Source organism: Aeribacillus sp. JST-2, assembly GCF_056032925.1.
Genome location: NZ_JBVVUU010000005.1, coordinates 144767 through 167750, shown reverse-complemented (window position 1 = coordinate 167750; position 22984 = coordinate 144767). Strand labels below are relative to the sequence as shown.

Genomic DNA, 22984 nt, shown 5'->3' with positions numbered 1-22984 from the left:
CTAATCAAGGAATCGGGTTCATGTCTCCTTTTTTGTTCGGATGTAAATTTATGTTAGTGAATTTGCTCATCTACAGTAAACAAAAAAGATTTTGTCTGGCAAGCTAAAAAATTTTACAGGAGGAGTTTATCCCTCCTTTTGTTTTTTATTAGGTTCTATTCCGATAGTTGGCGAATTTAGGAAGTAGCGAAGTTAAAGCGAATATGGAGAATTTTTTTGCGGGTCTGACGATTTAAGAAGCCGTTTTTTATGCGATTTTTTATGATATTTTATAAAATTTAAATGAACATCATTTTTTCGCTAATTGAAAGGATGTTACGGATGGACATTGTCCGAAAATACCCAAACTCGTTTTTAACGAAAACAAACGGTTTTTTGCAAGGATATTCATACAGCTTAAATCCTTATGTGGGCTGCTCATACGGCTGCCAATATTGTTATGTTCAAAAGCTTCCAGTTGCGATGTTTAAGAAAAAAGAGTGGGGAAAATGGGTTGAAATTAAGGAGGAAAAGCCAAACCAGTTCCTAGGCGAATTGAAGCGAGCCAAAAAAAAAGGCAAAGTGACCATTTTCATGTCATCTTCAACGGATCCATACCAGCCGCTGGAAGCAACAGAATTGAGAACAAGAAGGCTGCTGGAAGTGATGACAGAAATCCCTCCGGACTTTTTATTCATTCAGACGAGAAGCCCTCTTGTCATCAGAGATATAGACCTTTTTCAAAAATTGGGGGATCGGGTGCTTGTCAGCATGACCATTGAAACAGACAGGGAGGACGTTCGCAAAGCTTTTTCTCCGAAGGCGCCGCCCGTTCAAGGCCGAATCGCTTCTTTAAAAAAGCTTTATGAGAAAAACATTCCGACACAAGCAGCGGTTTCGCCTGTATTGCCTTTTTCCCCTCAATTCCCGATGACGTTAAAGGAAGCGACCAACCGTGTTTGTCTCGATGACTTGTTTCTTGGTGATGGTGCGGGAGGAAGGCGTTCAAAAATGCTGGGGCTGTCTTCAAAGTTTTCGCTAATAGGGGAAGAGGATTGGTTTCAACCAGAAACTTTGAAACATGTTAAAAATCAGTTTCGAACCGTTTTTCGAAACGATCAAATATACATCAGCAGGGAGGGTTTCCTCCCTTCTATCGGAGGAATAAAAGGATGATTGATTCCCACATTCATTTGCATCAATATGATCAAAGAACGATTGGAGACAACATTCAAAAATGGCGTGAAGAAGGAATTGATCATGTGGTCGCTGTGTCGACAGATTTAAGAACAACTTATATAACACTTGAACTGAAGCAAAAATACGGGGATTTCATTTTCGCTTGCGCCGGATTCCATCCTGAACAAGAGCCTCCTCAAGAATCGGAATTGATCGAGCTTTTTTCTATAATCAGAGAAAACCAAGATATTTGTGCAATCGGAGAAGTAGGTCTGCCTTATTATGAAAGGAAAAGATTATTGGAAAAATATTCAGAAGAAACGTTTATCGAAATTCTTTGTGAATTTTTAAAATTGTCATCTGATCTGTCGCTTCCCGTTGCATTACATGCTGTCTATGGGGAGGCGGAAAAAGTGCTTCATCTTTTAAGAAAATATCAAGTGAAAAAAGCACATTTTCACTGGTTGAAGGCGCCGTTTTCAACTGTCCGCCAAATTATAGAGAACGGCTATTATGTTTCCGTTACGCCGGAAGTATGCTACCGGCTGCGCGATCAGAAACTTGCTGAACAAATCCCTTTGAACCGGCTGCTTTTGGAAACAGACGGACCTTGGCCTTACAAAGGGCCATTCGAAAATATTAAAACCACTCCAATATTCATAAAGGAAATTGGCAGTCAAATGGCGAAATTAAAAAGAAGGCCGTGGAGTGAAGTGATGAAAGTGACCGCAGACAATGCGAAAAAACTATATTATGATAATGGGGGAAGAACATGAAGTTTGTGACAGCAGAAATTCATGATAGAAAGTTTATCGGGTTAGTTTATGAAAATGAGTATGTCATCGACATCCAAAAAGCGGAGCAAAAGCTTTATGACTCGCAAATCTCGCCATCATCGCTGCAATCATGCATTGAGATGGGAGAAAAGTTCGTCCGCCATGCGGAAGCGCTGTCGGAATGGATTGCGAAGGAACAAGAAAGAGATACGTTTGTTTACCCTCTTTCGTCCATCAAGCTGAAGGCGCCGATTCCAAGACCGAATAAAAACATTTTTTGCGTCGGTAAAAACTACCGTGATCATGCGGTGGAATTGGGTTCAGAGGCTGATATTCCGACCGACTTAATCATTTTTTCGAAAGCGCCGACGACTGTTATCGGCCATGAAGAAGATATTGATCCGCATCTGGATGTTACAAATGAGCTTGATTATGAAGGGGAACTGGCCGTTGTCATCGGAAAAAAAGGGAAAAAAATAAGCGAGGAAGAGGCTTTCGACTATGTTTTTGGTTACACGATTATCAATGATGTGACGGCAAGGGACTTGCAAACGCGCCACAAACAATATTTGCTCGGGAAAAGCTTGGACACTTCTTGTCCAATGGGGCCTTATATCGTACATAAATCAGCCGTTTCCAATCCTGAAGCCATCACAATTGAAACGAAAGTCAACGGGGAAACACGGCAAAAAGCGAGCACAAGCCAAATGATTTTTCCGATTGAGCGAATTATTTCCGTTATTTCCCAAGGAACGACTCTTGAACCGGGGGATATTATTGCAACGGGAACACCTGCTGGGGTAGGAAAAGGGTTCAACCCTCCGAAATTGCTCAAGCCCGGAGATGTTGTTGAGATTTCCATTGAAGGCATCGGAACGTTAAGGAATAAAGTAAGGGAAGCGGATTAATAAAATAGGAAAAAGATGTTAAGGTTTTGTCGATTTCGTGAAATCATTCTGTTTTGAAGTAATATCGCTATGTTTTTGAACCTTCATTTGATAAGATGAATGTGAATTCATAATCAGGAGAAGAGAAAACATTTAGGAGGAACATTCATGACGCATTTGCATATTACATCATGGGTCATCTTGCTCATTTTGTTTTTCATTGCTTTCGCAAAGCCTTCTAAAGGGCTGCAGATGGCAGTTCGCCTCTTTTATTTAATCGTGCTGGCAACGGGGCTCGATCTCATTTTTCGCTTCAAAGTTTTCGGCATAGCACATTACACGGGCGAATATATAGCGAAAATCGTCCTGGCGATCGTGCTGATCGGGCTAATGGAAATGGTCTTGAATAAGAGAAAGAAAAACGAACCGTACAAAGGCATCTGGATCGGTTTTTGGGTTGTGTTGATTCTCGTCATTCTTTTAGGGTTCCGGCTCCCGATCGGATTTTAAAAAACAGCTGTCCATCAGGGCAGCTGTTTTTGACTCAATTGGAACTATTAATCTTTTCCCCTGCTTCATATTTACCGGCTGTGCACAAACAATGATTTACGAAACAGAGCTTGCTACGCATCTTTCCCCGGTACTTAATAAAAATTCAAACCGGTCTTGATCGATCTTTCCCCGCTCAAACAGATGCTGTACGGTGCAAATCGAGGTGGTATGATCGAATATAAATACAGAGGCGCCTTTTATCGGTTTATTTTGCTGCCGGTATAATAATTGATTGTGGCCGAAAACAATATCATAGACCGAGAAGCCGAATACATTTAATTGTTGAACAAATATAAAAAAGCTGTCATCCCCTAGTTCCTCTATAAAGCATTCAAAAGAATACGGAAGCGCTTTGGGAAAACGAATTTTATCTCCTGCCTGTAAATTTAGCGGCACCTCTTCCAATCGATATCCTAGTGCAGAAAAATCCACCCAGTATGCATTTTTAAAGATTTCCAATTTTTGGTCTATCACTTCATCTGGAAAAATGAATTCACCATCTTCGTCATCAATTAAAACCGGTTTTTTTTGAAAATTTTTTACCGTAGCCGTCCGGTAGGATCTTTTCTGAGCTTCTAAAAGACGAAGTTTTTGTTCGGAAATCAATTTTCAACACCCCAACTTGTTTTTATTGAATGTTTTAGACAAAATTTTTTCTTTTTATTCAAAAGATCGGCGGGTAACATTGCACATTTTTCGCATACAATAGCTACATCAGATGTTGGGAGGGGATCTTATGTGTGGAATTGCCGGCTGGGTAAATTTTCAACAATCACTATTCCAAAAAACAGAAATAATGGAAGACATGATTGACACTTTAAGCAAAAGAGGGCCTGATGATACAAATATTTGGGGAAAAAGCCACGTGTTGTTCGGTCATAAAAGGCTTGTTGTCATTGATCCGGAAGGCGGAAGACAGCCGATGACAAAAATGAAGGAAGATAAGGCTTACACGATTTGTTATAACGGAGAACTTTACAATACTGAGGACATTCGCAAAGAATTATTGAAGAAAGGGTATACGTTTCGCGGTCATTCGGATACGGAAGTTCTTTTGACATCATACATGGAGTGGAAAGAGGAATGCGTCCATCATTTAAACGGGATCTACGCCTTTGCCGTTTGGGATTCAAACGAAGAAAAATTATTTTTAGCCCGTGACCGTCTTGGAGTCAAACCGCTCTTTTATTATGAGAAGGACGGTGATTTTCTGTTTGCTTCCGAAATAAAAGCACTTTTAGCCAATCCGGCAATTGATGCTTTGATCGATGAGGAAGGTCTGCAAGAAATTTTTGCATTAGGGCCGTCGACATCGCCCGGTTCAGGCGTTTTTAAAGGCATCAAAGAGCTCAGGCCAGCCCATGCCCTAAGTTTTCACCGAGAAGGCCTAAAAATATGGCGGTATTGGAATGTTGAAAGCAAACCGCATGAAGATTCGTTTGAAGAAACGGTCGAAAAAGTGCGTGTATTATTAACGGACGCCGTCACAAGACAGCTTGTAAGCGATGTCCCGTTATGCACGTTTTTATCAGGAGGATTGGATTCAAGCGCTATTGCGGCAATCGCTTCCAAGGCTTTTCAACAGGAAGGAAAGGGGCGGCTTCATACTTATTCGATTGATTACGAAGGAAATTCCGAATATTTTCAAAAAAATGACTTTCAACCAAATACCGATGCTTATTGGATTCATATAATGACGGATGCTTTTCAAACCGTTCATCATGAATGCATCATGTCTCAGGATGACCTTGTTGCTTATTTAGAGGAAGCGGTCGAAGTGCGTGACCTTCCGGGGATGGCCGATGTTGATTCTTCTTTGCTCTGGTTTTGCCGGCAAATCAAAAAAGATTTTGTCGTCAGTTTATCAGGAGAGTGTGCGGATGAAATTTTCGGCGGTTATCCGTGGTTTTACCGCCCTGACGAATTAGCGAGGGAAGGATTCCCATGGATCCGCTCATTGGAAGAACGCGTCAAGCTGTTAAATGATGCTTGGCGGGACAGATTAAATTTGCAACAATATGCGTTAGAACAATACGAAAAAACGGTTTCGGAAATGCCGCCGCTTGATGGTGAGGGGGAGACGGAGAAAAAACACCGTCAGCTTTTCTATTTAAACATGATTTGGTTCATGGCAACATTGCTTGATCGAAAAGACCGGATGAGCATGGGGGCATCGCTTGAAGTGCGCGTTCCGTTTGCAGACCACAGGCTTGTCGAGTACGTTTGGAATATTCCGTGGAAATGGAAACGATATGGTAATCGGGAAAAAGGCCTTTTGCGGAAAAGTTTAGAAGATATTTTGCCTGAGGAAGTGGTTTACAGGAAAAAAAGCCCTTATCCGAAAACACATCATCCGCAATATACGAAACTTGTGAAAGAAGGTTTGGAACAAGTCCTCGAAAGGAAAGACACGGTTTTATACGAACTGTTCGACAAACAGGCTCTGGTAGATTTAGTAGAAACATATGGCGCATCCTTTAAGCGGCCATGGTTCGGCCAGCTCATGACAGGTCCGCAGCTGTTGGCCTATCTTTGGCAGATCGATATGTGGTTTGAAAAATATCGCATTAATTTGATTTGATCATCTGTAAAACGTAAAACGAGGCATGCATGTGTGTTGCCATGCCTCGAATTTTCGTAAATGAAGACAGAACAAACAAGTTCGGGATGCTGGAAGCTGCGTGTTATAATGTGATTATAACGGAAATCAAATGAAAGGCCATGTAGAACAGAATATAAAAACATGAGGTGGTCATGTGGGAACAGTGGACAGGTACGGGTTGAAAAAAAGCGGATTTTTATAAAATCATTAACATTTTCAAAAATATTCTTCCAATGTCCGGAAAATTATTTTGTTTGGCTCAAGCGTCCGATATTGATCTTGCAGTTAAATTCCGTAAAGATGATGGTATATTATTTTTAATCCAAGCAGATCTTTCTGAAGCGAATCTAATTTACAAATGTGATATGATAAATTATGGAAAAATACATAGATCAAGAAGGAAGCGCTATTTTTTTAACGAACGAAAAAGGAGAGGCTTTCGTGAATATAAATAAAGTTATGGATAAATGGATTGATTTTTGAAAGAGCGCTGCAGAAACTGCTGGAAAGTGTGGAGCGCGATGCCAGCGGGGATGATCTTGTGCGGGACGGGGTGATTCAAAGATTTGAATTTACTTTTCGTAGAAATTAATGAAGGTTTATTTAGAATTTAACGGGGTCTTGCAAGCTACGAGTCCAAGAAGCGCTATTCGCGAGGCGTTTCAGGAAGGTCTCATCGGAAATGGCGACAAATGGATTTAAATGCTTGAGGATCGCAACCGAATATCACATATATATGATGAGGAAATTGCAAGCGCAATATATGATAAAAACATACGCAACACTGCTTGCCGATTTTGCGGAGGAGATGAAGAGCCGGATTTATAATGAAAAGGAATGATTGAACCATGGTCATAAGGAGGATTTTGCCTAGTGAAAAAAGGATTTGGATTTATTTTTGCTTTTTTATTGATTTCTTTTTTTTCAGTGGCCGTACATGCTGAAAACTTGCAGGATGATGCCATTTATCATGTAGCGGTTGACCGTTTTTACAATGGAACGACAGCCAATGACGGTGAAAATCAAAATGGCAATCTTGAACATTTTTTGGGCGGAGATTTGCAAGGAGTGTCGCAAAAGCTTGATTATATAAAAGGAATGGGTTTTACGGTCGTTTCGTTATCGCCGATCTTTCAAAATGAGGCCAACGGCTACCACGGAAGATGGGTGAAAGACTTTAAAAAAGTGGACGAGCATTTTGGAACAATGCAAGATTTAAAAATGCTGATAAAAGAAGCGCATAAGCGGGATTTAAAGGTCATGATCGATTTTGTTTTTGAAACAGGGCCGAATCATCCTTGGCTTTCCGACCCGGCAAAAAAGAATTGGTTTATAAAAGAGAGTACAATGTTCGACACATCACAACCTGATGTTCAAACATTTTTGCTGGATGTCGCAAAATGGTGGATAAAGGAAGCAGATATTGACGGTTTTCGGCTTATCAATGCTGAGCAAGCCCAGCCTGATTTTTGGAAGACGTTTTGTCAAGAAGTGAAAACAATGAAGGAAAATTTCTTTATTGTGGCGGATATTGGCGATGCAGATCCAAATACATATCAACAAACCGGTTTTGATGCCGTGATGAACGAATCATTTGCACTTAGAACCCAGCAGGCATTTTCCAAAAAGGATGCATCCCTTTCACAACTGCCCAATTTCACTTCCGCAAAAGTGCCTGTTGTTTCATTTATCGATGACGAGGATATTGTCCGCTTGACCCGAAAAGCTGCTGATAACAAGGAATATCCTCCTACAAGATTAAGGCTGGCGCTCCTGTATTTATATGCGACGCCGACTATTCCTTTTGTTAATTACGGGACAGAAATTGCCTTAAATGGGGGAAAAGGTGCAGAAAATGATTTGATGATGGATTTCCGAACAAGCACGGAATTAGTCGAATATATCACAAGTTTGGCAGAAATTCGCAAGCTGTTATCTCCGATAAGGGAAAGCGAATTCCGTGTGCTATATGACAAAAACGGAATGCTTGTTTACACATTGACGAATGACCATCAAACCGCTGTTGTGGCTATCAACAATACTTCCAAAACGCAAAAAGCAATGATCGGTTTTCAAGATTTGCCTGAAAATCAAGAACTGCGAGGCTTTTTAAAAGGCGGAAGCATTCCGAGCGAAGAAGAGGGCTACCCCATTATTTTGGAGCGGGAAACGGCTGAAATTTTTAAGCTTGATGAAAAACGGGGGGCAAGCATGCCTTTCATTGCAATGATCATCAGCATTCCTATATTATTTATCATTTTTTTATATGCGGCCAATAAAAGAGGGAAAAGAAAGCAGCCATCGTAATAGGTAGTTTACGGGCTTGCGCGGATTGGCGTAAAAAGGGAGATGCTCTATGCGGACGCCCCATTTTTTTTAGAGCGCCAATCCTTCTTTCTTCCTAAACGATAAAGGCTATGTTTTCTCATTATTTTTCCTAATCTGTAAATATGCCGATCCTTTTCCTCAATGTGCTGTTCTTCATCCTATTACGGGATGAAACAAATGATTGATTCTTCTCGCATTTCCACGATTTCACCTGCAAATTTTGCTTTTTAGAAATACATAATTTTTTCCAGATGATATGATTCTAATGCAATCATTCATGATTTTGAGAACGAAGAAAAATGGTTAGTAGCAAAATCCAAATGGCTTTTAGGGAAAAAAAGACAAGCGTTTGTTTTTTTCATTTATTTAATGAAGATTCTTTATAAGGAATTTTCTGTATATTCCATAGGCAAGTGGAATTTATTGTTTTTTAGCTGATTTTATATTATAAATGGTTAAGATTAATGTTAAAAGCCTGCAGATTAAGACAATGATGGGCATAGATTGAACCCTGTTTTTAAACAGTTTGTATACGCCGTATCCTATTAAAAAAATTGAATATACTTAATAGATTGCTTGTTCTCAAAAACGTTCCCCCAATATATATAATTAAAAAATGAAGTAGTTTTCTAAATTTTTTAAAAATAAGAAATTCTTCCATAAAATTATCATATTTCAATCAGAAAAGCAATTATGAAATTCATTCCCTTAAAAAAAGAATAATCATTTCGATCAACACAAATATGAAAGCGTTTTATTTGGCGATTTTTAATAATGAAACATTCGCAGTTGTTGTAGAGCCATCGGATCATATTGGAGAAGCAGAACGTATATAGAAACCAAATCTTACACGTTGTTTGATTTTTATCAAATTAACAAAAAATTGCGTTTCCTAAGTGATCTTCCTAAACCAAAAAAAGACTAAGTGCTAAATAATTACGAGTACTTTAGGCTGATATAGAAAGGAATTTTCATTATGCTCTCTCGTTTAAGCAAATGGAACACATTGAGAAACCAATTGTTGGCAGTGTACTTATTTGTAATGGTCATCGTGTTGCTGATTGTAGGCGTCCTGACGCTTAATCAAGTATCTACATTGATCCAAAATAATGCAAAACAGCAAATCCAGCAGGTTGCGCTAGAATCTAGCGGAAGATTTGAATCACTATATGAACAAATTAATATGAATTCAAAACTCGTAATTACGAATAATGATGTCCAAAATCTATTAACAATGGCAAATGAAGGGAAACAAGTATCATTTGGTGAAATGCAAAGATTAATGCGCATAGTAAACACGATTCAAGCGAATACAGATGGAATTTTTTCATTTGAAATTTACACAAAAAAAGAAAATCGGATCATACCGTTAGAAGATGCAAGTTTAAGAACACGGATTAATAACAAATGGATTAAATTAGCCGACGAAGCGAAAGGGGAGCTTGTATGGATAGGCAAAGACCCAAAGGATTCCAATTATTTTCTGGCCATTAGAAGAATGAATTTGATGCAGCGTTCTTATTCGAACGGCGGCTATTTGCTCATTAGAATTTATCAGGATTATTTTGAATTTCCGGAAAAAGAAAGCCCGAACCATACAAATCAATTTTCCATTCTTTTAGATAAACAATTGCAACCGATTATCACAGATTTTGGTGGAAATGTTCAGTCTATTCTAAATAAAAATAAATCTATTGTTCATTTTGCTGATAAGGATTGGCTGGTAACGAAGCAATCATCCACAATCACTGGTTGGACAGTTGTTATATTAAGTCCTGTCAGCGCTCTTACCAAAGGAATTACCGTTATACGAACGGGCATCGTTGTATCAGGGGTAATTGGATTCGTGATTTTCTTTGTTTGTTCATTATTTCTATCAACTGTAATTACAAAACCAATCGTCAATCTAACAGAAACGATGCAACGAGCCAGCAAAGGTTCACTAACAATGAACCCAGAAATCTTTTCCACGAAAGAAATCAAAGAATTAAATAGCACGTATAATAAACTAGTCAAGGAAACGAATCATTTGATAAAAATGGTATATGAAAAAGAATTGATCCGAAGCCGCAGTGAATTAAAGGCTCTGCAAGCGCAAATTAATCCGCATTTTCTATTTAATACATTGGATGCACTCTATTGGTCGCTAATGGAAAAAAATGAAGAGGAATTATCGGAACTTGTCTTAGCAATGTCAGACTTGTTTAGATACACGATTACAAAACATACTGATGATGAATGGGTGTTTATTAAAGATGAAATTAAACATATTGAAGATTATTTGGAAATTATGAAAATGCGGTTTGGCGACCGTTTGAACTGGCAAGTATCGCTCCCAAAAGAGTGGGAGAATGTCAAGATTCCTAAACTATTAATTCAACCACTGGTTGAAAACGCTGTTCTGCATGGTGCGGGGAATAAAATTGGTGAATGCACCATTTCCGTTTCCATTCAGTTGGCACAAGATCCAAAATATTTGCAAGTAATTGTGGAAGATGATGGTTCGGGGATTGATCAAGATAAGTTAAAATCAATTATTGACTCAATGGAAAAGGGCGGATTAATCTCTGACAATGGAGAAGGAATGGCCATTTCTAATGTCAATAAAAGACTGCAGCTCTTTTATCAGGAGAAATGGAGAAAAGGTCTCACGATTAAAAGCAAGTTGCATAAAGGAACATATATTTCATTTGAAATACCAATTGACAGGGGGAAAGTGGATGTATGAAAAAACAATTTTAATTGTCGATGATGAACCGAGAACAACCCACGGGATTAAAAAGACTTTGGAGGCTTGGGCAAACGGAAAGCTTCAAATTCTTACAGCTGAAAACGGAGAAGAAGCTATCAATGTCATTCAACAACAAAAGATCGACATTTTGATGACAGATATTCGAATGCCTGAAATTTCAGGGATTCAATTATTAAAAGCGATAAAAAAGAAAAATCATTTCCCAGTGGTTATTTTCATCTCTGCTTATCCAGAATTTGAGTATGCACAAGAAGCCCTTCGATTAGGTGTGGTGAACTATTTGCTCAAACCGATAAGCAAAGGAAAGGTAATTGAAGCCGTCAAAGAAGCTGTTACTCTGGCGGAGAAACAGGAGAGAGCGGAGATTATTGAAAGAATTGTTGACGATAAACTGATCGATGCTAATAAAAAAAGTCAATATACCCGGGAACCTGTTCGAGAGGCTATGTATTATATAGATAGCCATTTGCATAAAGAGTTAACATTAAAGGAAGTTGCAGACTATGTTCACTTGAATCCAAGCTATTTTAGCGTACTTTTCAAGGAACAAGTAAAGCTTACATTCAGTGAATACCTGACCAGAAGAAGAATTCAACATGCAAAAGAATTGCTCATTTCTACAAAATTGCCAATTGGAATTATAGCAGAAAAATCAGGCTACAAAACGACTAAGTATTTTATAAAGATATTTAAGAGATTAGAGGGAATGACGCCGAGCGCTTATCGTAAAAAGCAAAAATGAAAGGGTTTTCTAAAAAAAGGAGAATTTTTTCTAATCATTGTTGCCTTTCACCCACTTAGTTTATCAGATAAACTTATTATAAAATTATTAAGAGATTGAACTAAGGAGGTACTTTCATTGTTGAATAAGAAAGCGATTTCAACATTCATGACGATTGCATTGATTTTCGTTGTATTGTTGGCAGGATGTTCTTCATCATCGAGTTCGTCCAATAAGGATTCAGGTGAAGGCAAAACGGTCATCAAATTTATGCATCTGTGGCCGGAGGGCAGTTCAAATGCACAGTATAAAATTGTTGACAGCATCATTAAAGATTATGAGAAAGAACACTCTAATGTAAAAATAGAAACAGAAATTTTAGGGCCTGACCAATATCGGGATAAGATAAAAGTTCTGGCAGCTTCCAATGAATTGCCGGATGTTGGCATGACTTGGTCGGAAGGTTTTTTAAAACCGTATGTTGAAGGGAATATGTTTGCTCCGTTGGATGATGTGATTGAACGCAGCGGCCTTAAAGATTCTTTTATACCGGGTGTAAAAGAAGCATATGCGGTGGATGGCAAAACTTATGCATTACCGCTTGAAATGAATGTTTCATATGTGTTTTACAATAAAGAAATATTCAAAAAATATCATCTTGATGTACCAAATACATATGAAGATTTCAAAAAGATTGTCAAAACGCTTGTCGATCATAACGTTGTTCCTGTCACAGTCGGCAATAAAGAAGGCTGGCCTGGATCGTTATGGTGGATGTACCTCGTTGACCGTATCGGCGGCCCTGATGTTTTAACGAATGCTGTCGATCGCAAAGCCAGTTTTGAAGATCCGGCATTAGTGAAAGCAGCTGAAGAAATTCAAAAACTCGTTGATATGGGAGCGTTTGTCAAAGGCAATACAGGTTTATCCAATGATGAAGCAAAAGGTTACTTTATGAACGAGCAAGCGGCAATGTTTTTAACAGCAACTTGGGAATTGCCAAACTATACAACAAGTCCTGATGTTTCTCAAGAATTTAAAGATAAGGTAGGTTATTTCAAATTCCCTGTTTATGAAGGCGGAAAAAGTGACACAAGCAGTTACGTCGGCGGTCCGGGTGTAGGTTTATTTGTTGCTGAAGAATCTCCAGTTAAGGAGCAAGCGAAAGATTTTGTCAGCTATTTTGTGAAAAAATGGGGAGAAAAATCAGTTACGGAAGCTGGTGTTATTCCGGGAACAAAAGTTGATCCGTCAGGCAAGGATCTTCACCAGATGTACGTTGACGTTCTGAACGATTTAAACAATGCATCAAATGTAACCACGTATGTCGATGTTCAAATGAGCCCAAGTGTTTCAGATCTGCACCATAACATGATTACGGCTTTGTTTGGAAAACAAGTCACCCCGGAAAAATTCTGCCGCAAACAGGAACAGGCGCTGAAAGAGGAAGAAAAATAAATATTTATCGGGAAGGGTATATGGCTCATATGCCCTTCTTAATTATAAGGAAGGAGCATAAGTCATGAAAAACATGATGTCTAACAAGGTTGTCATAGCTTTTTATGTACTTCCTTCATTGATCCTTATCACGTTCCTCATTTTTATTCCAATTGTCATGACAGGGTACTATGGGTTGATGGAATGGGACGGCATTGGCAAAATGAAGTTTATCGGGTTGGAAAATTATATTCGGTTAATTCATGATGATTTGTTTTGGTCCAGCACTTACCACTCCTTTTTGTTGGGAATCTTTTCTACTGTTTGCTTAGTCTTTTATTTGATTATATCACTTATATTAGCCAGCAAAATAAAAGGTGCCGATTTACTGCGGAAAATTTACTTAATCCCAATGTTATTATCCTCTGTTGCGATTGCGCAACTTTGGTTGAAAATATTTGATCCAACGAATGGTATGATGAACAAGTTTCTTACAATATTTGGAGTTGACAATCCGCCTGCGTGGTTATCAGAACCTAAGATTGTGTTGTACGCCATATTTGTTCCAATTGTTTGGCAATATGCCGGTTTTTATATCATTATTTACTATGCAGCATTAAAAAATGTTCCCGAGGAGCTCATAGAAGCAGCTAGAATCGATGGTGCCAATCCGTTGCAAATTGCTTATAAAATAAAATGGCCTCTTATCTCCGGGGTATTCAAAGTGACAATAGTGCTGGCACTCGTAGGTTCATTAAAATATTTTGATTTAATTTATGTTATGACTGGCGGTGGTCCAAACGGGGCTAGTGAAGTGATGGCTTCCTATATGTACAATGAAGCATTCAAAAAGTATCATTTTGGATATGGAAGCGCCATTGGATTTGCCCTGTTGGTCATTTGCCTTGTTATGACGTGGTTCATCCGTAGGCTGACAGCATCTAATGACAATGTACATTATTAAAGGGAGGGAAAAAGATGAGTAAAGTTGAAACGGAAAAACATTCAACAGTCAATCTGCTATCCTTACGCCAAACCAACCATTCTTTTGCGAAACGGATAGGATTTGGCCTCTTATATCTAATATTAAGTATAATAGCGATTTTCCAGATATATCCATTAATATGGTTGTTTTTTTTCTCGCTGAAAACGAATCAAGAAGTTTTTGGAATGTCCCCATTTGCTTTGCCAAAAGATCCTCAATGGGGGAACTATCTGAAAGTTTGGACTCAAGGAAATATTAACGTTTACTTTTTTAATAGTGTTTGGTACACGCTGACAGCTGTTTTGCTTACAGTGATTTTAGCTAGCTTTGTAACTTTCGCAATTACACGTATGCATTGGAAACTGAACAAGCTTATTCTTGGATTATTCATGATCGGACTAATGATTCCTATTCATTCAACATTAATCCCATTATTTGGATTTTTCAAAAAGTTGAATTTAGTGGATAATCCCATATCCATTATTTTGACCTATACCGCCTTTAACTTGCCGCTCACGATCATGATTTTACTGGGATTTTATCAGACGCTTCCGCGTGAGATTGAAGAGGCAGCTGTTATGGATGGATGTTCCATTAACCGCATATTTTTTCAAATTACGCTTCCGATGACAACGCCAGTTTTAGCCACAACGATTATCATTAATATGATATACAATTGGAATGAATTTGTGTTTGTCAACACATTTATAAGTTCTGAAAAATGGAAAACGTTAACAGTTGGCATTAATAATTTTGTCGGCCAGTATTTGACGGATTGGGGTTCGATTGGCGCAAGCTTAATGATTAGTATCATTCCAATTTTAATCGCCTTTTTGCTTTTAAGCAATCGAATTGTTGAAGGAATTGCGGCTGGTTCCATAAAGGGATAAAAATTATTTAGGGGGAAAGTAAAAATGGTAGCTGCAGGTATTATTCATCACGTTAATACGTCCCATAAAGTTATCGCTATTACATTCGATGATGGACCTAATCCTCTTTATACTCCGAAAGTGTTAGAGATTTTTAGAGGAGTGTCCGGAAAAGCAACGTTTTTTATGATTGGTCAAAAAATGATTGAACACCCCGAAATTGTAAAAGCAGTTTCGAATGAGTTGCACGAAATAGGAAATCATACATATTCACACATTAAGTTAACTCAGTTAAGCACTACTGATTGTCTAAATGAAATGAGACGTACTGATCAAATTATTAAGGATTTGACTGGAATGAAGCCAACTGCCTTCCGCCCACCATATTTTGATTATAATGATAAAATTGTTTCTTTAACTGAACGTTTGGGTTATAAAATCATCGGTGCGCTCAATACGGATGCGTTGGATTGGGAACAGCCAGGAGTCGATTATATATTATCAAAAACACGCCAGCATATAAAAAATGGCAGCATCCTTATTTTTCATGATGGATACGGAGATCGTTCGCAAACGATAGAAGCTGTTAGAAAACTTGTCATTGAGTTGAAAACGGAAGGTTATCGACTCATTACTGTGAGCGAGTTATTAAGCCTGGCTGATCGTTGATAAATGCATTTCTTTCTAGATCATATCAGACAACCGCTTATTTAATGGGTTTTCAAATTGGCATTAAGGAGTTCATGCCTTCATTAACGAGGACAAAGGCTTTGGTGTAATGCGGGATTATTTTTTTCATAATGGTAGGGTTTCGTATGCACAATTTTTTCATCTATAAAACAATGAAGGCGATAGATGAGCTAACGTATGCATTAAAAAGTGCTGTACAAAACAGGTTCTTTTTCTCTTGCTCAAATTATTAATCTACATTATTGATTCATAAAACAGGATCACTTCTTTATACCTTGCAAAGAAGTGATCCTGTATTTTCCGGCATTTTAATTTTGATGAAGAAATTTCACGCAAACAGGATCAGGAACGGAAATTTCGGATGGCAAGCGTGTCAATTTGCCTGTTTCAGGATTGCGTTCAAATAAGACGGCGTTGCTTGATTCTTGGTTTGTGGTGATGACAAATTTTTCTGTCGGATCGAGGACAAAGTCTCTTGGCCAATGGCCGCCAGTGCTTGTCCATTCAACAAACTCAAGCTTCCCTCCGTCATTTTCCACCTTGAAAACAGCGATGCTGTCATGGCCGCGGTTAGCTGCATAAACGAACTTGCCGTCGGAAGAAATATGAATGGCGCTGCCTTGGCTGTTTGCTGTAAAATCTTCCGGAATGGTTGGGATGTATTGCAGCTCTTGAAAGCTTCCTTCTTCAGCATTATAAGAAAGAACGATCACTTCATTGCTTAATTCTGTCATCACGTAAGCGAATTTTCCGTTCGGATGAAAGACGATGTGGCGCGGGCCGCTTCCTGGTTTTACAGAAAGGCTGCTCACCTTCTTTAAAACTCCTTGATCGAATGAATAGGTAATAATCTGGTCAATTCCTAAATCAACAGCTACCACATATTTTTCATCTGGTGTAAACCCCGAATAGTGGGCGTGCGATTTTTCTTGCCTTTCAGGATGAGGGCCTGAACCTGTATGTTTGGCTTCGCTTGCCGCTGGATTTGCGCTTTTGTCTTCATTTAATAAGTAAGATTCGATTGTTCCGCGATGGTAATTGGCGGTGACGACGAGATTGTTAGCTTGATTGACGCTGACATGGCATGGAGACGGTCCTTCCGTCACTTGGCGGTTGATGCTTTGCAGATCGCCTGTTTGTCGGTCAATCGAAAATACAGCAAGACCCCCTGAATTTCCGTCTTTTACAACCGAATACAAATTTTGATTGTCGGCGGAGATGGCGACATATGTCGGATTGTCAAGTTCTGCCGCAGCTTGCGCCTCACCAAGCTGTTTGTTTTCAAGATCCAATGTAAATTTGTAAATGCCTTTGCTTTTGCCTTTCGTATATGTACCGATATAACCGATGATTGGATTTGCCACGAAACATGCTCCTTTCAAATATGCTTTTCCAAAATTATATCATAGAAATCCCTCTCTTTTTCCCTTTTAAAATGAATGGAAATTATACAAAAATTTACAAAAAATTTAAACTCCCTAAATATTTCGACATTAAAATGGTAACAGTTTAAAATTTTTAAGGAGGGAGTTTTGTTTGAAAAAAAGAAAGAGACGCTCTATGCTGGCAGGAGTCTCCGCTGTTTTGCTTGTTCTTGTTTCCGTGTTAACACCGATACATACGTATGCAACAGCAACAGTTGCAGGAGACTCCGAGCAGCAGATGGAGGAACAAGCGAAATCAACGGATAAACCAAATCAAGAACAACCGCTTCATCAAAAGGACAGCGAGCCAAATGTTGAAGAAAACAACTCTCAGCAAAACGACGTTCAACAGGATAAAAGGGATGAAGGACAGCTTGATGCAGCAAATGAAGAAGTGAAAGAACCTGCAAAGGAAGGGGAAAATCCAACTTCCCCGGCTAATGAAAGCGAACAAAAGCAGCAAGAAAATGCTGATACAGTTCCTGAAACTTCTAAACAAGAACCGGAAGCCAATTCATTAACTAACCCCCAGCTTGAACAACAATCGGTTCAGCCATTGGAAATCATCCATCAGCCGCCGGCAGCCATCCAAAAAGGCCAGCCGCTTAAAATTGATGCGGAAGGAAAAGATGTTGCGGAGTTGACACTGTTTTATCGTACAGCACCGGGTATGCTTGTGAAAAGCATGAAAATGGAGAAAATAAATGATACAACCTTTACGGCAACTGTACCAGAAAGCGATTTATGGTCTTATGCTTTTACTTATTGGTTTGAAGGGAAAAATGAGACAGAAACGGCAAGACTTCCAAAAAATCCGTCTGAAACCTTTTCAGTAGCCATTCAACAAAATGAGGAACCGGATTATCAAAAAATCCCGAAAATCTTAATCACCGAACTTGCTCCTGATACGTCAAATGTCGGAAGTGCTGACGGATATGAATTTATTGAGCTTTACAACAATTCCAACAAGCCGATTGAATTGCGAAATTATGAACTGCATTATCAATATCCGGGCACAACAAAAGCCGATCAAGTTTTTCAATTTTCGGGCAATCATGTGATAGCTCCGCAAAAAACTTTCATTCTCTGGGTGAAAAACAGTTTTAATCAATCTTTAGGATTGGATGATTTTAATCAATTTTACGAAACGGATTTGAAAGAAAATGAAGTCCAAGCCTTGTCATTTGATGGAATGGCCAACAGCGGAGTCCGGGCATTAGCTGTTTATTCCAAGGACGGTTCATTAGTATCTGCAGCAGCATATAATGACGGAGCAGATGATGTAGAAAGAGATAAAGGAATTATTTACCAATTTACGGAAGGGACGGCAATGAAAAAAATTGGCTTAAGTGAAAAAGCCAATCCGGGTGCATTGATCGAAGGGCAAGTGCCGAAGACACCTGTCATCATTGAAGAACCTGATGACAAGGAAGCTCCTGTCATTACGCATCAGCCGATTTCAGAATGGAAAAGCGAAGAACCATTAACCGTAAAAGCTTCAGTTACAGATAATAAACAAGTCCGTTATGTCACATTATTTTATAAATTGACGGAAAATGAAGCATACAAATCGGTTCAAATGGCTGAAAACGGAAATCAAAATGAATATGCGGCGGCGATTCCCAGTGCAGACATGTGGGGAAGCGAACTCCTCTATTACATAGAGGCATCAGATGGAACAAACACGGTTAAAACCGAGGAATACCATGTTCAACTTAAAGCTCCCAATGTTGATTATCAAAAAGTGCCAAAACTTCTCATCACTGAAGTAGTTCCGGACAGCGCCAATATAAACGGATTGGACGGTTATGAATTTATTGAAATTTATAATAATACTAATCAAACCATTGACTTTAAAGATTATAAGATTCGCTATCGCTATCCACAGGAAGGAGCAGAATCCGATCTCATTTGGGGACCTCCTAATGATGATCAATCACTGCAAATTCCTTCAGGTGGGACGCTTGTATTTTGGATTATCAATCAAGGGAATGCCTCGTTGGCAGTTGAAGATTTTAACAAACATTACGGTGTTTCGTTAGAAGAGAACAAAAACATTGTGAAAATTTATAATAACGGGATGGCCAACAGCAGTGCGAGATCATTGGTAATTGCCACAAACAGCGGAAAAGAAATTTCTGTTGCTCATTACAACGATCAAGTAAATGTTGATGATACAAAAGCGGACAAAGGGATTTTATACAAATATCCTGCAGATGGAAGCAATATAATGCAAAAAATTAGTGCCGGCGTGGAGGCGGCAACACCCGGATCGGTAATAGACGGACAGACTCCGAAAGGGAAAGTAACGGTTCCGGCCGATTCAATGGCGCCAACTATTGAAAATTTAACAAATGCTGAAAAAGCCATGGAAACGGATAATATTTTCATCAAAGCGGAAGTAAAAGATAATATCGAAATCAAAACCGTTTCTTTATACTATCGGACAAAACCGCAAGAACCATTTAAGAAAGTGAATTTAGAAGAGAACTATAATTCGAGATTATATGAACATACGATTTATTCGCCTGAATTAATTGGGAAAAATATAGTTGAGTATTATTTTGTCGCTGGCGATGGGACGAATATCCAAGAGTCTCCTCATTTTACGGTTCAAATTGAAAGTGCAAATAAGAAGCAGGGCTTGCGGTTAAACGTAGAAAACGGGCAAATTGTTTCTAAAGAAACCGTTGTGAAGGCAACAGGCGATCTTACACCTGAGGAGCTTTCCTTATACATTGACGGAACAAAACAAACAAACACATTCCGTACAATTGAATCCGACGTTTATTTTGCCTTTGATGTTCGGAAAACGAATCTTTATTTTCAAAACGGTGTGACGATCGGTAATGACATTTTGCGGATTTTCGATGACACCATTAATCAATATACAACAATTACGGTTCCGGTTTCGCCGGAAAGGCTGAAAATCGGGGAAGATTTATCAATTGCGATCAGGGCAGGCACAAAGGTCAGTCCGTTTGATGAAACATCTGAAGAAAATCGAGATGATTTTTATGTGAAAAATGTGCGCTTAGTTTTATCTGACGGCACGACGCTATACAGCAGCGAGCATCAAGATCCCGAACAGGAGATTTCCGTCGGCGACAGTGCCGGATTAAGCCCGGTTGTCGAATTTACGTTCGATATTCCGGATGAAAAATTTACATCCCTCGGCTACTTGTGGAACAGCGTAAATGAAGAAGACGGCGAGCATGAAGTGAAAGCAGTAGATCAAAAAGGGAATGAAGTGAAATCGACCGTTATTGTCGATAACTCAAAGCCAATCATCAAACCAACGATTGAAGAAGGAAAAAAATATAAAGGATCTTTCGTGATTGATGCTGAAATCCAAGATAAATGGAGTAAAATTAGGTCGATCACGGCCAAATTAGATGATCAATATATCGATCTTCCATTTGCCGCTTCATCAGCACAGCTCGCACCCGGCAAACATCAACTTGTCATTACAGCTATTGATGAGGCAGGCAATGAAGGAAAAAGCGAAGTCACTTTCTATACAGTGGATGAACATCCGCTCTTACCTGATTTTTCCGATACAGATGAGGACGCTTTAAATGCTAAATTGTCCGTGAGAGTGATGGATCCGACAAAGGACGATCTTGATGTATCTTTCTTCCAAGCTTTTCAGTATAAAGCATCAGATGAAGAACATGTAGATATTTTGCAAAATGCCTCTGATACAGAACCGCCTGCAGGATTTCAAGTTGAAGGCGAAAAAGTTCTTTCGAAAGATGAACGCGGGAAGTTGGAAAATGCAGATGGCGAGGCGCTTGCCACAACATCGACTGAGCAGTTTCCGTATCATCGATTCAACGTTACCGTTGATCAAAAAGTTGATGAAAATGATGAAATAGAACTTATTTGGAACGGTTCTTCATTGCCGGGACGAAAAGTGACGATGTATGCCTGGAACGTTGCGGAAAATAAATGGGCGGAAGTTGCTACACAAATTGCCGGTGAAGAAAGCTTTCAATTAAAAGGCAGCGTAATTGCGAAAGACTATGTGAAAGACCAAAAGGTGAGCGTGATCGTTCAAGACCAAATTGCGCAAACAGCAGATTATGATTATACGTTTGTATGGATGAGCGACACGCAATATTATTCGGAAAGCTATCCCCACATTTATCAAAAACAAGTCGAATGGATTCGAGATCAAAAAGACAATCTTAATATCGAGTATGTATTTCATACGGGTGATCTAGTCGATGAAGCTGATGATCATAAACAATGGGCTGTAGCTGATCAAGCCATGAAAGTGCTTGATGATGCAGGAGTCAGATACGGAGTTCTAGCCGGCAATCACGATGTCGGCCATAAAGACGGAAACTACAACAATTATTATCAATATTTCGGCGAAAATCGGTTTGCAGGTCGTGACTATTATGGAGGGTCTTATCAAAACAACCGCGGCCACTATGATTTAATTTCGGCGAACGGAAATGATTACATCATGGTGTATATGGGCTGGGGCATTACAGATGAAGATTTGGACTGGATGAATTCGGTTCTTGAAAAGTATCCGGATCGGAAAGCAATTTTAGCATTCCATGAATATTTGCTTGTCAGCGGAAACCGCAGCCCGATTGGGAATCAAATTTTTGAAAAAGTGGTGAAACCGAACAAAAATGTGATGGCGGTATTATGCGGACATTATCATGACAGCGAGACATTAGTCGATGAGATTGACGATGACGGGGATGGAGCGCCTGATCGAAAAGTTTATCAAATACTTGCGGATTATCAAGGCGGTCCAGAGGGCGGCCAAGGCTACATCCGTTTGCTGCATTTCAATACAGATACGAACCAAATTTATGTGAAAACATATTCGCCTTATTTAGACGACTACAATTTTTACGAACCGGATCAGTATCCAGGAAAAGATGAGTTTATCATTGAAACCGATTTAGAGCCGCAAGAGAAAAAAGTAGCGACTGATTCTTTTGTTGTCAACGTCTATACCGACAACTTGATCGGCAAAGTCGAAAACGTTCCGAGCGGCGAAGTGGCCTCTGTCATGTGGCATGATTTAGAGCCAAACCAAGTTTACTATTGGTACACGGAAGCGGAAGATCAATTTGGCGGCAAAACGCGCTCACCGATCTGGTCTTTCCAAACAAAAGAAGGAGAAATTATTCCTAATCCTTCTGATCCGGGAGCAGGCGGACAAGATCCGGAAAGAGACAATGGGGACAACGGCGGCAAAGACAATAAAACACCTTCCGAGAGCGGAGGCAAAGAAGAGGATCAAGATCATTCGGGTAACGAAGAAGAGAATGGCAGCGAAAACAATATCGGCGGATCAGGCGGCACAAATAATCCTTCTGGTACGGATGGAACGAATTTTGAACAGGTGAGTGAGAATCAAGCTTCGGCATCACTTCCGGATACAGCAGCAAACATGTATCGCTGGCTGTTGTTGGGCATGCTGCTAATAGCAATGGGGATGATGTTAAAGATTCGTCAGCGGCAAGCTATTTACAAATAAAATAGCCAAACCCCCAAAGCCCACATGTTTTGGATGTTTCTTTCTGAATTTTATCCATTGAAATATTATAAAAGAGAAGGGAAAAAAATAGCCCTTCTCTTTTTTTCCGCAATTTACCCACGTAATTAAAAATCTTTCTCATTCTGATAATTATTATGTAAAATCACACTTCCAGCTCAGCGAACTTAGACTCCGGCCAATCAAACCGCTTCCTTTTTACAAAAAATTCAGGACTAAATCCTGATAATAAGAAAAATGCTGAAATATCAACGTTCAACTTTTTAAAATTTCCAT

General features: G+C 39.2%; 16 protein-coding genes. 14 read left to right on the top strand and 2 right to left on the bottom strand.

Annotated features, from left to right (window positions below; translation table 11 throughout):
• Positions 1–312 precede the first annotated feature (312 nt).
• The 4 genes from AC0KTX_RS04855 (at position 313) to AC0KTX_RS04840 (ending at position 3331) form a co-directional block, all read left to right on the top strand.
• Positions 313–1155 carry an SPL family radical SAM protein gene (locus AC0KTX_RS04855; RefSeq protein ID WP_474251108.1) on the top strand — a complete coding sequence of 281 codons (843 nt, stop codon included), beginning with the start codon at positions 313–315 and terminating at the stop codon, positions 1153–1155.
• Positions 1152–1934, top strand: a complete 783-nt coding sequence (locus AC0KTX_RS04850; protein ID WP_474251107.1) for a TatD family hydrolase — start codon at positions 1152–1154, stop codon at positions 1932–1934. Before AC0KTX_RS04855 ends, AC0KTX_RS04850 begins: the two co-directional genes overlap by 4 nt.
• Positions 1931–2842 (top strand): fumarylacetoacetate hydrolase family protein, encoded by a 912-nt coding sequence (locus tag AC0KTX_RS04845; protein ID WP_474251106.1) that lies wholly within the window; start codon positions 1931–1933, stop codon positions 2840–2842. Before AC0KTX_RS04850 ends, AC0KTX_RS04845 begins: the two co-directional genes overlap by 4 nt.
• Positions 2843–2989: 147 nt before the next feature.
• Positions 2990–3331 carry a YisL family protein gene (locus tag AC0KTX_RS04840; protein WP_474251105.1) on the top strand — a complete coding sequence of 114 codons (342 nt, stop codon included), beginning with the start codon at positions 2990–2992 and terminating at the stop codon, positions 3329–3331.
• A 96-nt stretch (positions 3332–3427) separates the two neighbouring features.
• On the opposite strand, the gene AC0KTX_RS04835 is transcribed toward AC0KTX_RS04840, so the two are convergent.
• Positions 3428–3979 carry a DUF2777 family protein gene (locus AC0KTX_RS04835; RefSeq protein ID WP_474251104.1) on the bottom strand — a complete coding sequence of 184 codons (552 nt, stop codon included), beginning with the start codon at positions 3977–3979 and terminating at the stop codon, positions 3428–3430.
• Between the two features lie 130 nt (positions 3980–4109).
• Here AC0KTX_RS04835 and asnB point away from each other — a divergent pair, with 130 nt between their 5' ends.
• From asnB to AC0KTX_RS04790, 9 genes are all read left to right on the top strand, one after another.
• On the top strand, positions 4110–5954 hold the full coding sequence (gene asnB / locus AC0KTX_RS04830; RefSeq protein ID WP_474251103.1) for an asparagine synthase (glutamine-hydrolyzing): 1845 nt from the start codon (positions 4110–4112) through the stop codon (positions 5952–5954).
• Between the two features lie 612 nt (positions 5955–6566).
• Positions 6567–6677, top strand: a complete 111-nt coding sequence (locus tag AC0KTX_RS04825) for a hypothetical protein (protein WP_474251102.1) — start codon at positions 6567–6569, stop codon at positions 6675–6677.
• A gap of 171 nt (positions 6678–6848) precedes the next feature.
• A complete protein-coding gene (locus AC0KTX_RS04820; protein ID WP_474251101.1) occupies positions 6849–8282 on the top strand; it encodes an alpha-amylase family glycosyl hydrolase in 1434 nt (477 codons plus the stop codon).
• 997 nt (positions 8283–9279) lie between these two features.
• A complete protein-coding gene (locus AC0KTX_RS04815; protein WP_474251100.1) occupies positions 9280–11031 on the top strand; it encodes a sensor histidine kinase in 1752 nt (583 codons plus the stop codon).
• Complete coding sequence (locus AC0KTX_RS04810) at positions 11024–11797, top strand: response regulator transcription factor (RefSeq protein WP_474251099.1); 774 nt, start codon at positions 11024–11026, stop codon at positions 11795–11797. The genes AC0KTX_RS04815 and AC0KTX_RS04810 overlap by 8 nt, the downstream gene beginning before the upstream one ends.
• A gap of 120 nt (positions 11798–11917) precedes the next feature.
• On the top strand, positions 11918–13234 hold the full coding sequence (locus tag AC0KTX_RS04805; RefSeq protein WP_474251115.1) for an ABC transporter substrate-binding protein: 1317 nt from the start codon (positions 11918–11920) through the stop codon (positions 13232–13234).
• Between the two features lie 64 nt (positions 13235–13298).
• A complete protein-coding gene (locus AC0KTX_RS04800) occupies positions 13299–14177 on the top strand; it encodes a carbohydrate ABC transporter permease (protein ID WP_474251098.1) in 879 nt (292 codons plus the stop codon).
• Between the two features lie 14 nt (positions 14178–14191).
• Positions 14192–15088: a carbohydrate ABC transporter permease gene (locus AC0KTX_RS04795; RefSeq protein ID WP_474251097.1), complete on the top strand. Its 897-nt coding sequence runs from the start codon at positions 14192–14194 to the stop codon at positions 15086–15088.
• A 24-nt stretch (positions 15089–15112) separates the two neighbouring features.
• Positions 15113–15736 carry a polysaccharide deacetylase family protein gene (locus AC0KTX_RS04790; RefSeq protein WP_474251096.1) on the top strand — a complete coding sequence of 208 codons (624 nt, stop codon included), beginning with the start codon at positions 15113–15115 and terminating at the stop codon, positions 15734–15736.
• Between the two features lie 329 nt (positions 15737–16065).
• Here the strand turns inward: AC0KTX_RS04790 and AC0KTX_RS04785 are convergent, their stop codons facing one another.
• Entirely contained in the window at positions 16066–17121 is a 1056-nt protein-coding gene (locus AC0KTX_RS04785; protein WP_474251095.1) for a lactonase family protein, read from the bottom strand.
• Between the two features lie 172 nt (positions 17122–17293).
• On the opposite strand from AC0KTX_RS04785, the gene AC0KTX_RS04780 reads away from it, so the two are divergent.
• Positions 17294–22690 carry a lamin tail domain-containing metallophosphoesterase family protein gene (locus tag AC0KTX_RS04780; protein ID WP_474251094.1) on the top strand — a complete coding sequence of 1799 codons (5397 nt, stop codon included), beginning with the start codon at positions 17294–17296 and terminating at the stop codon, positions 22688–22690.
• Positions 22691–22984 lie beyond the last annotated feature (294 nt).

Bases quoted from the DNA above. Each gene is read 5' to 3' on its own strand.
- AC0KTX_RS04855 (WP_474251108.1), top strand. From the start codon at position 313: ATGTTACGGATGGACATTGTCCGAAAATACCCAAACTCGTTTTTAACG.
- AC0KTX_RS04850 (WP_474251107.1), top strand. From the start codon at position 1,152: ATGATTGATTCCCACATTCATTTGCATCAATATGATCAAAGAACGATT.
- AC0KTX_RS04845 (WP_474251106.1), top strand. From the start codon at position 1,931: ATGAAGTTTGTGACAGCAGAAATTCATGATAGAAAGTTTATCGGGTTA.
- AC0KTX_RS04840 (WP_474251105.1), top strand. From the start codon at position 2,990: ATGACGCATTTGCATATTACATCATGGGTCATCTTGCTCATTTTGTTT.
- asnB (WP_474251103.1), top strand. From the start codon at position 4,110: ATGTGTGGAATTGCCGGCTGGGTAAATTTTCAACAATCACTATTCCAA.
- AC0KTX_RS04825 (WP_474251102.1), top strand. From the start codon at position 6,567: ATGAAGGTTTATTTAGAATTTAACGGGGTCTTGCAAGCTACGAGTCCA.
- AC0KTX_RS04815 (WP_474251100.1), top strand. From the start codon at position 9,280: ATGCTCTCTCGTTTAAGCAAATGGAACACATTGAGAAACCAATTGTTG.
- AC0KTX_RS04810 (WP_474251099.1), top strand. From the start codon at position 11,024: ATGTATGAAAAAACAATTTTAATTGTCGATGATGAACCGAGAACAACC.
- AC0KTX_RS04800 (WP_474251098.1), top strand. From the start codon at position 13,299: ATGAAAAACATGATGTCTAACAAGGTTGTCATAGCTTTTTATGTACTT.
- AC0KTX_RS04795 (WP_474251097.1), top strand. From the start codon at position 14,192: ATGAGTAAAGTTGAAACGGAAAAACATTCAACAGTCAATCTGCTATCC.
- AC0KTX_RS04790 (WP_474251096.1), top strand. From the start codon at position 15,113: ATGGTAGCTGCAGGTATTATTCATCACGTTAATACGTCCCATAAAGTT.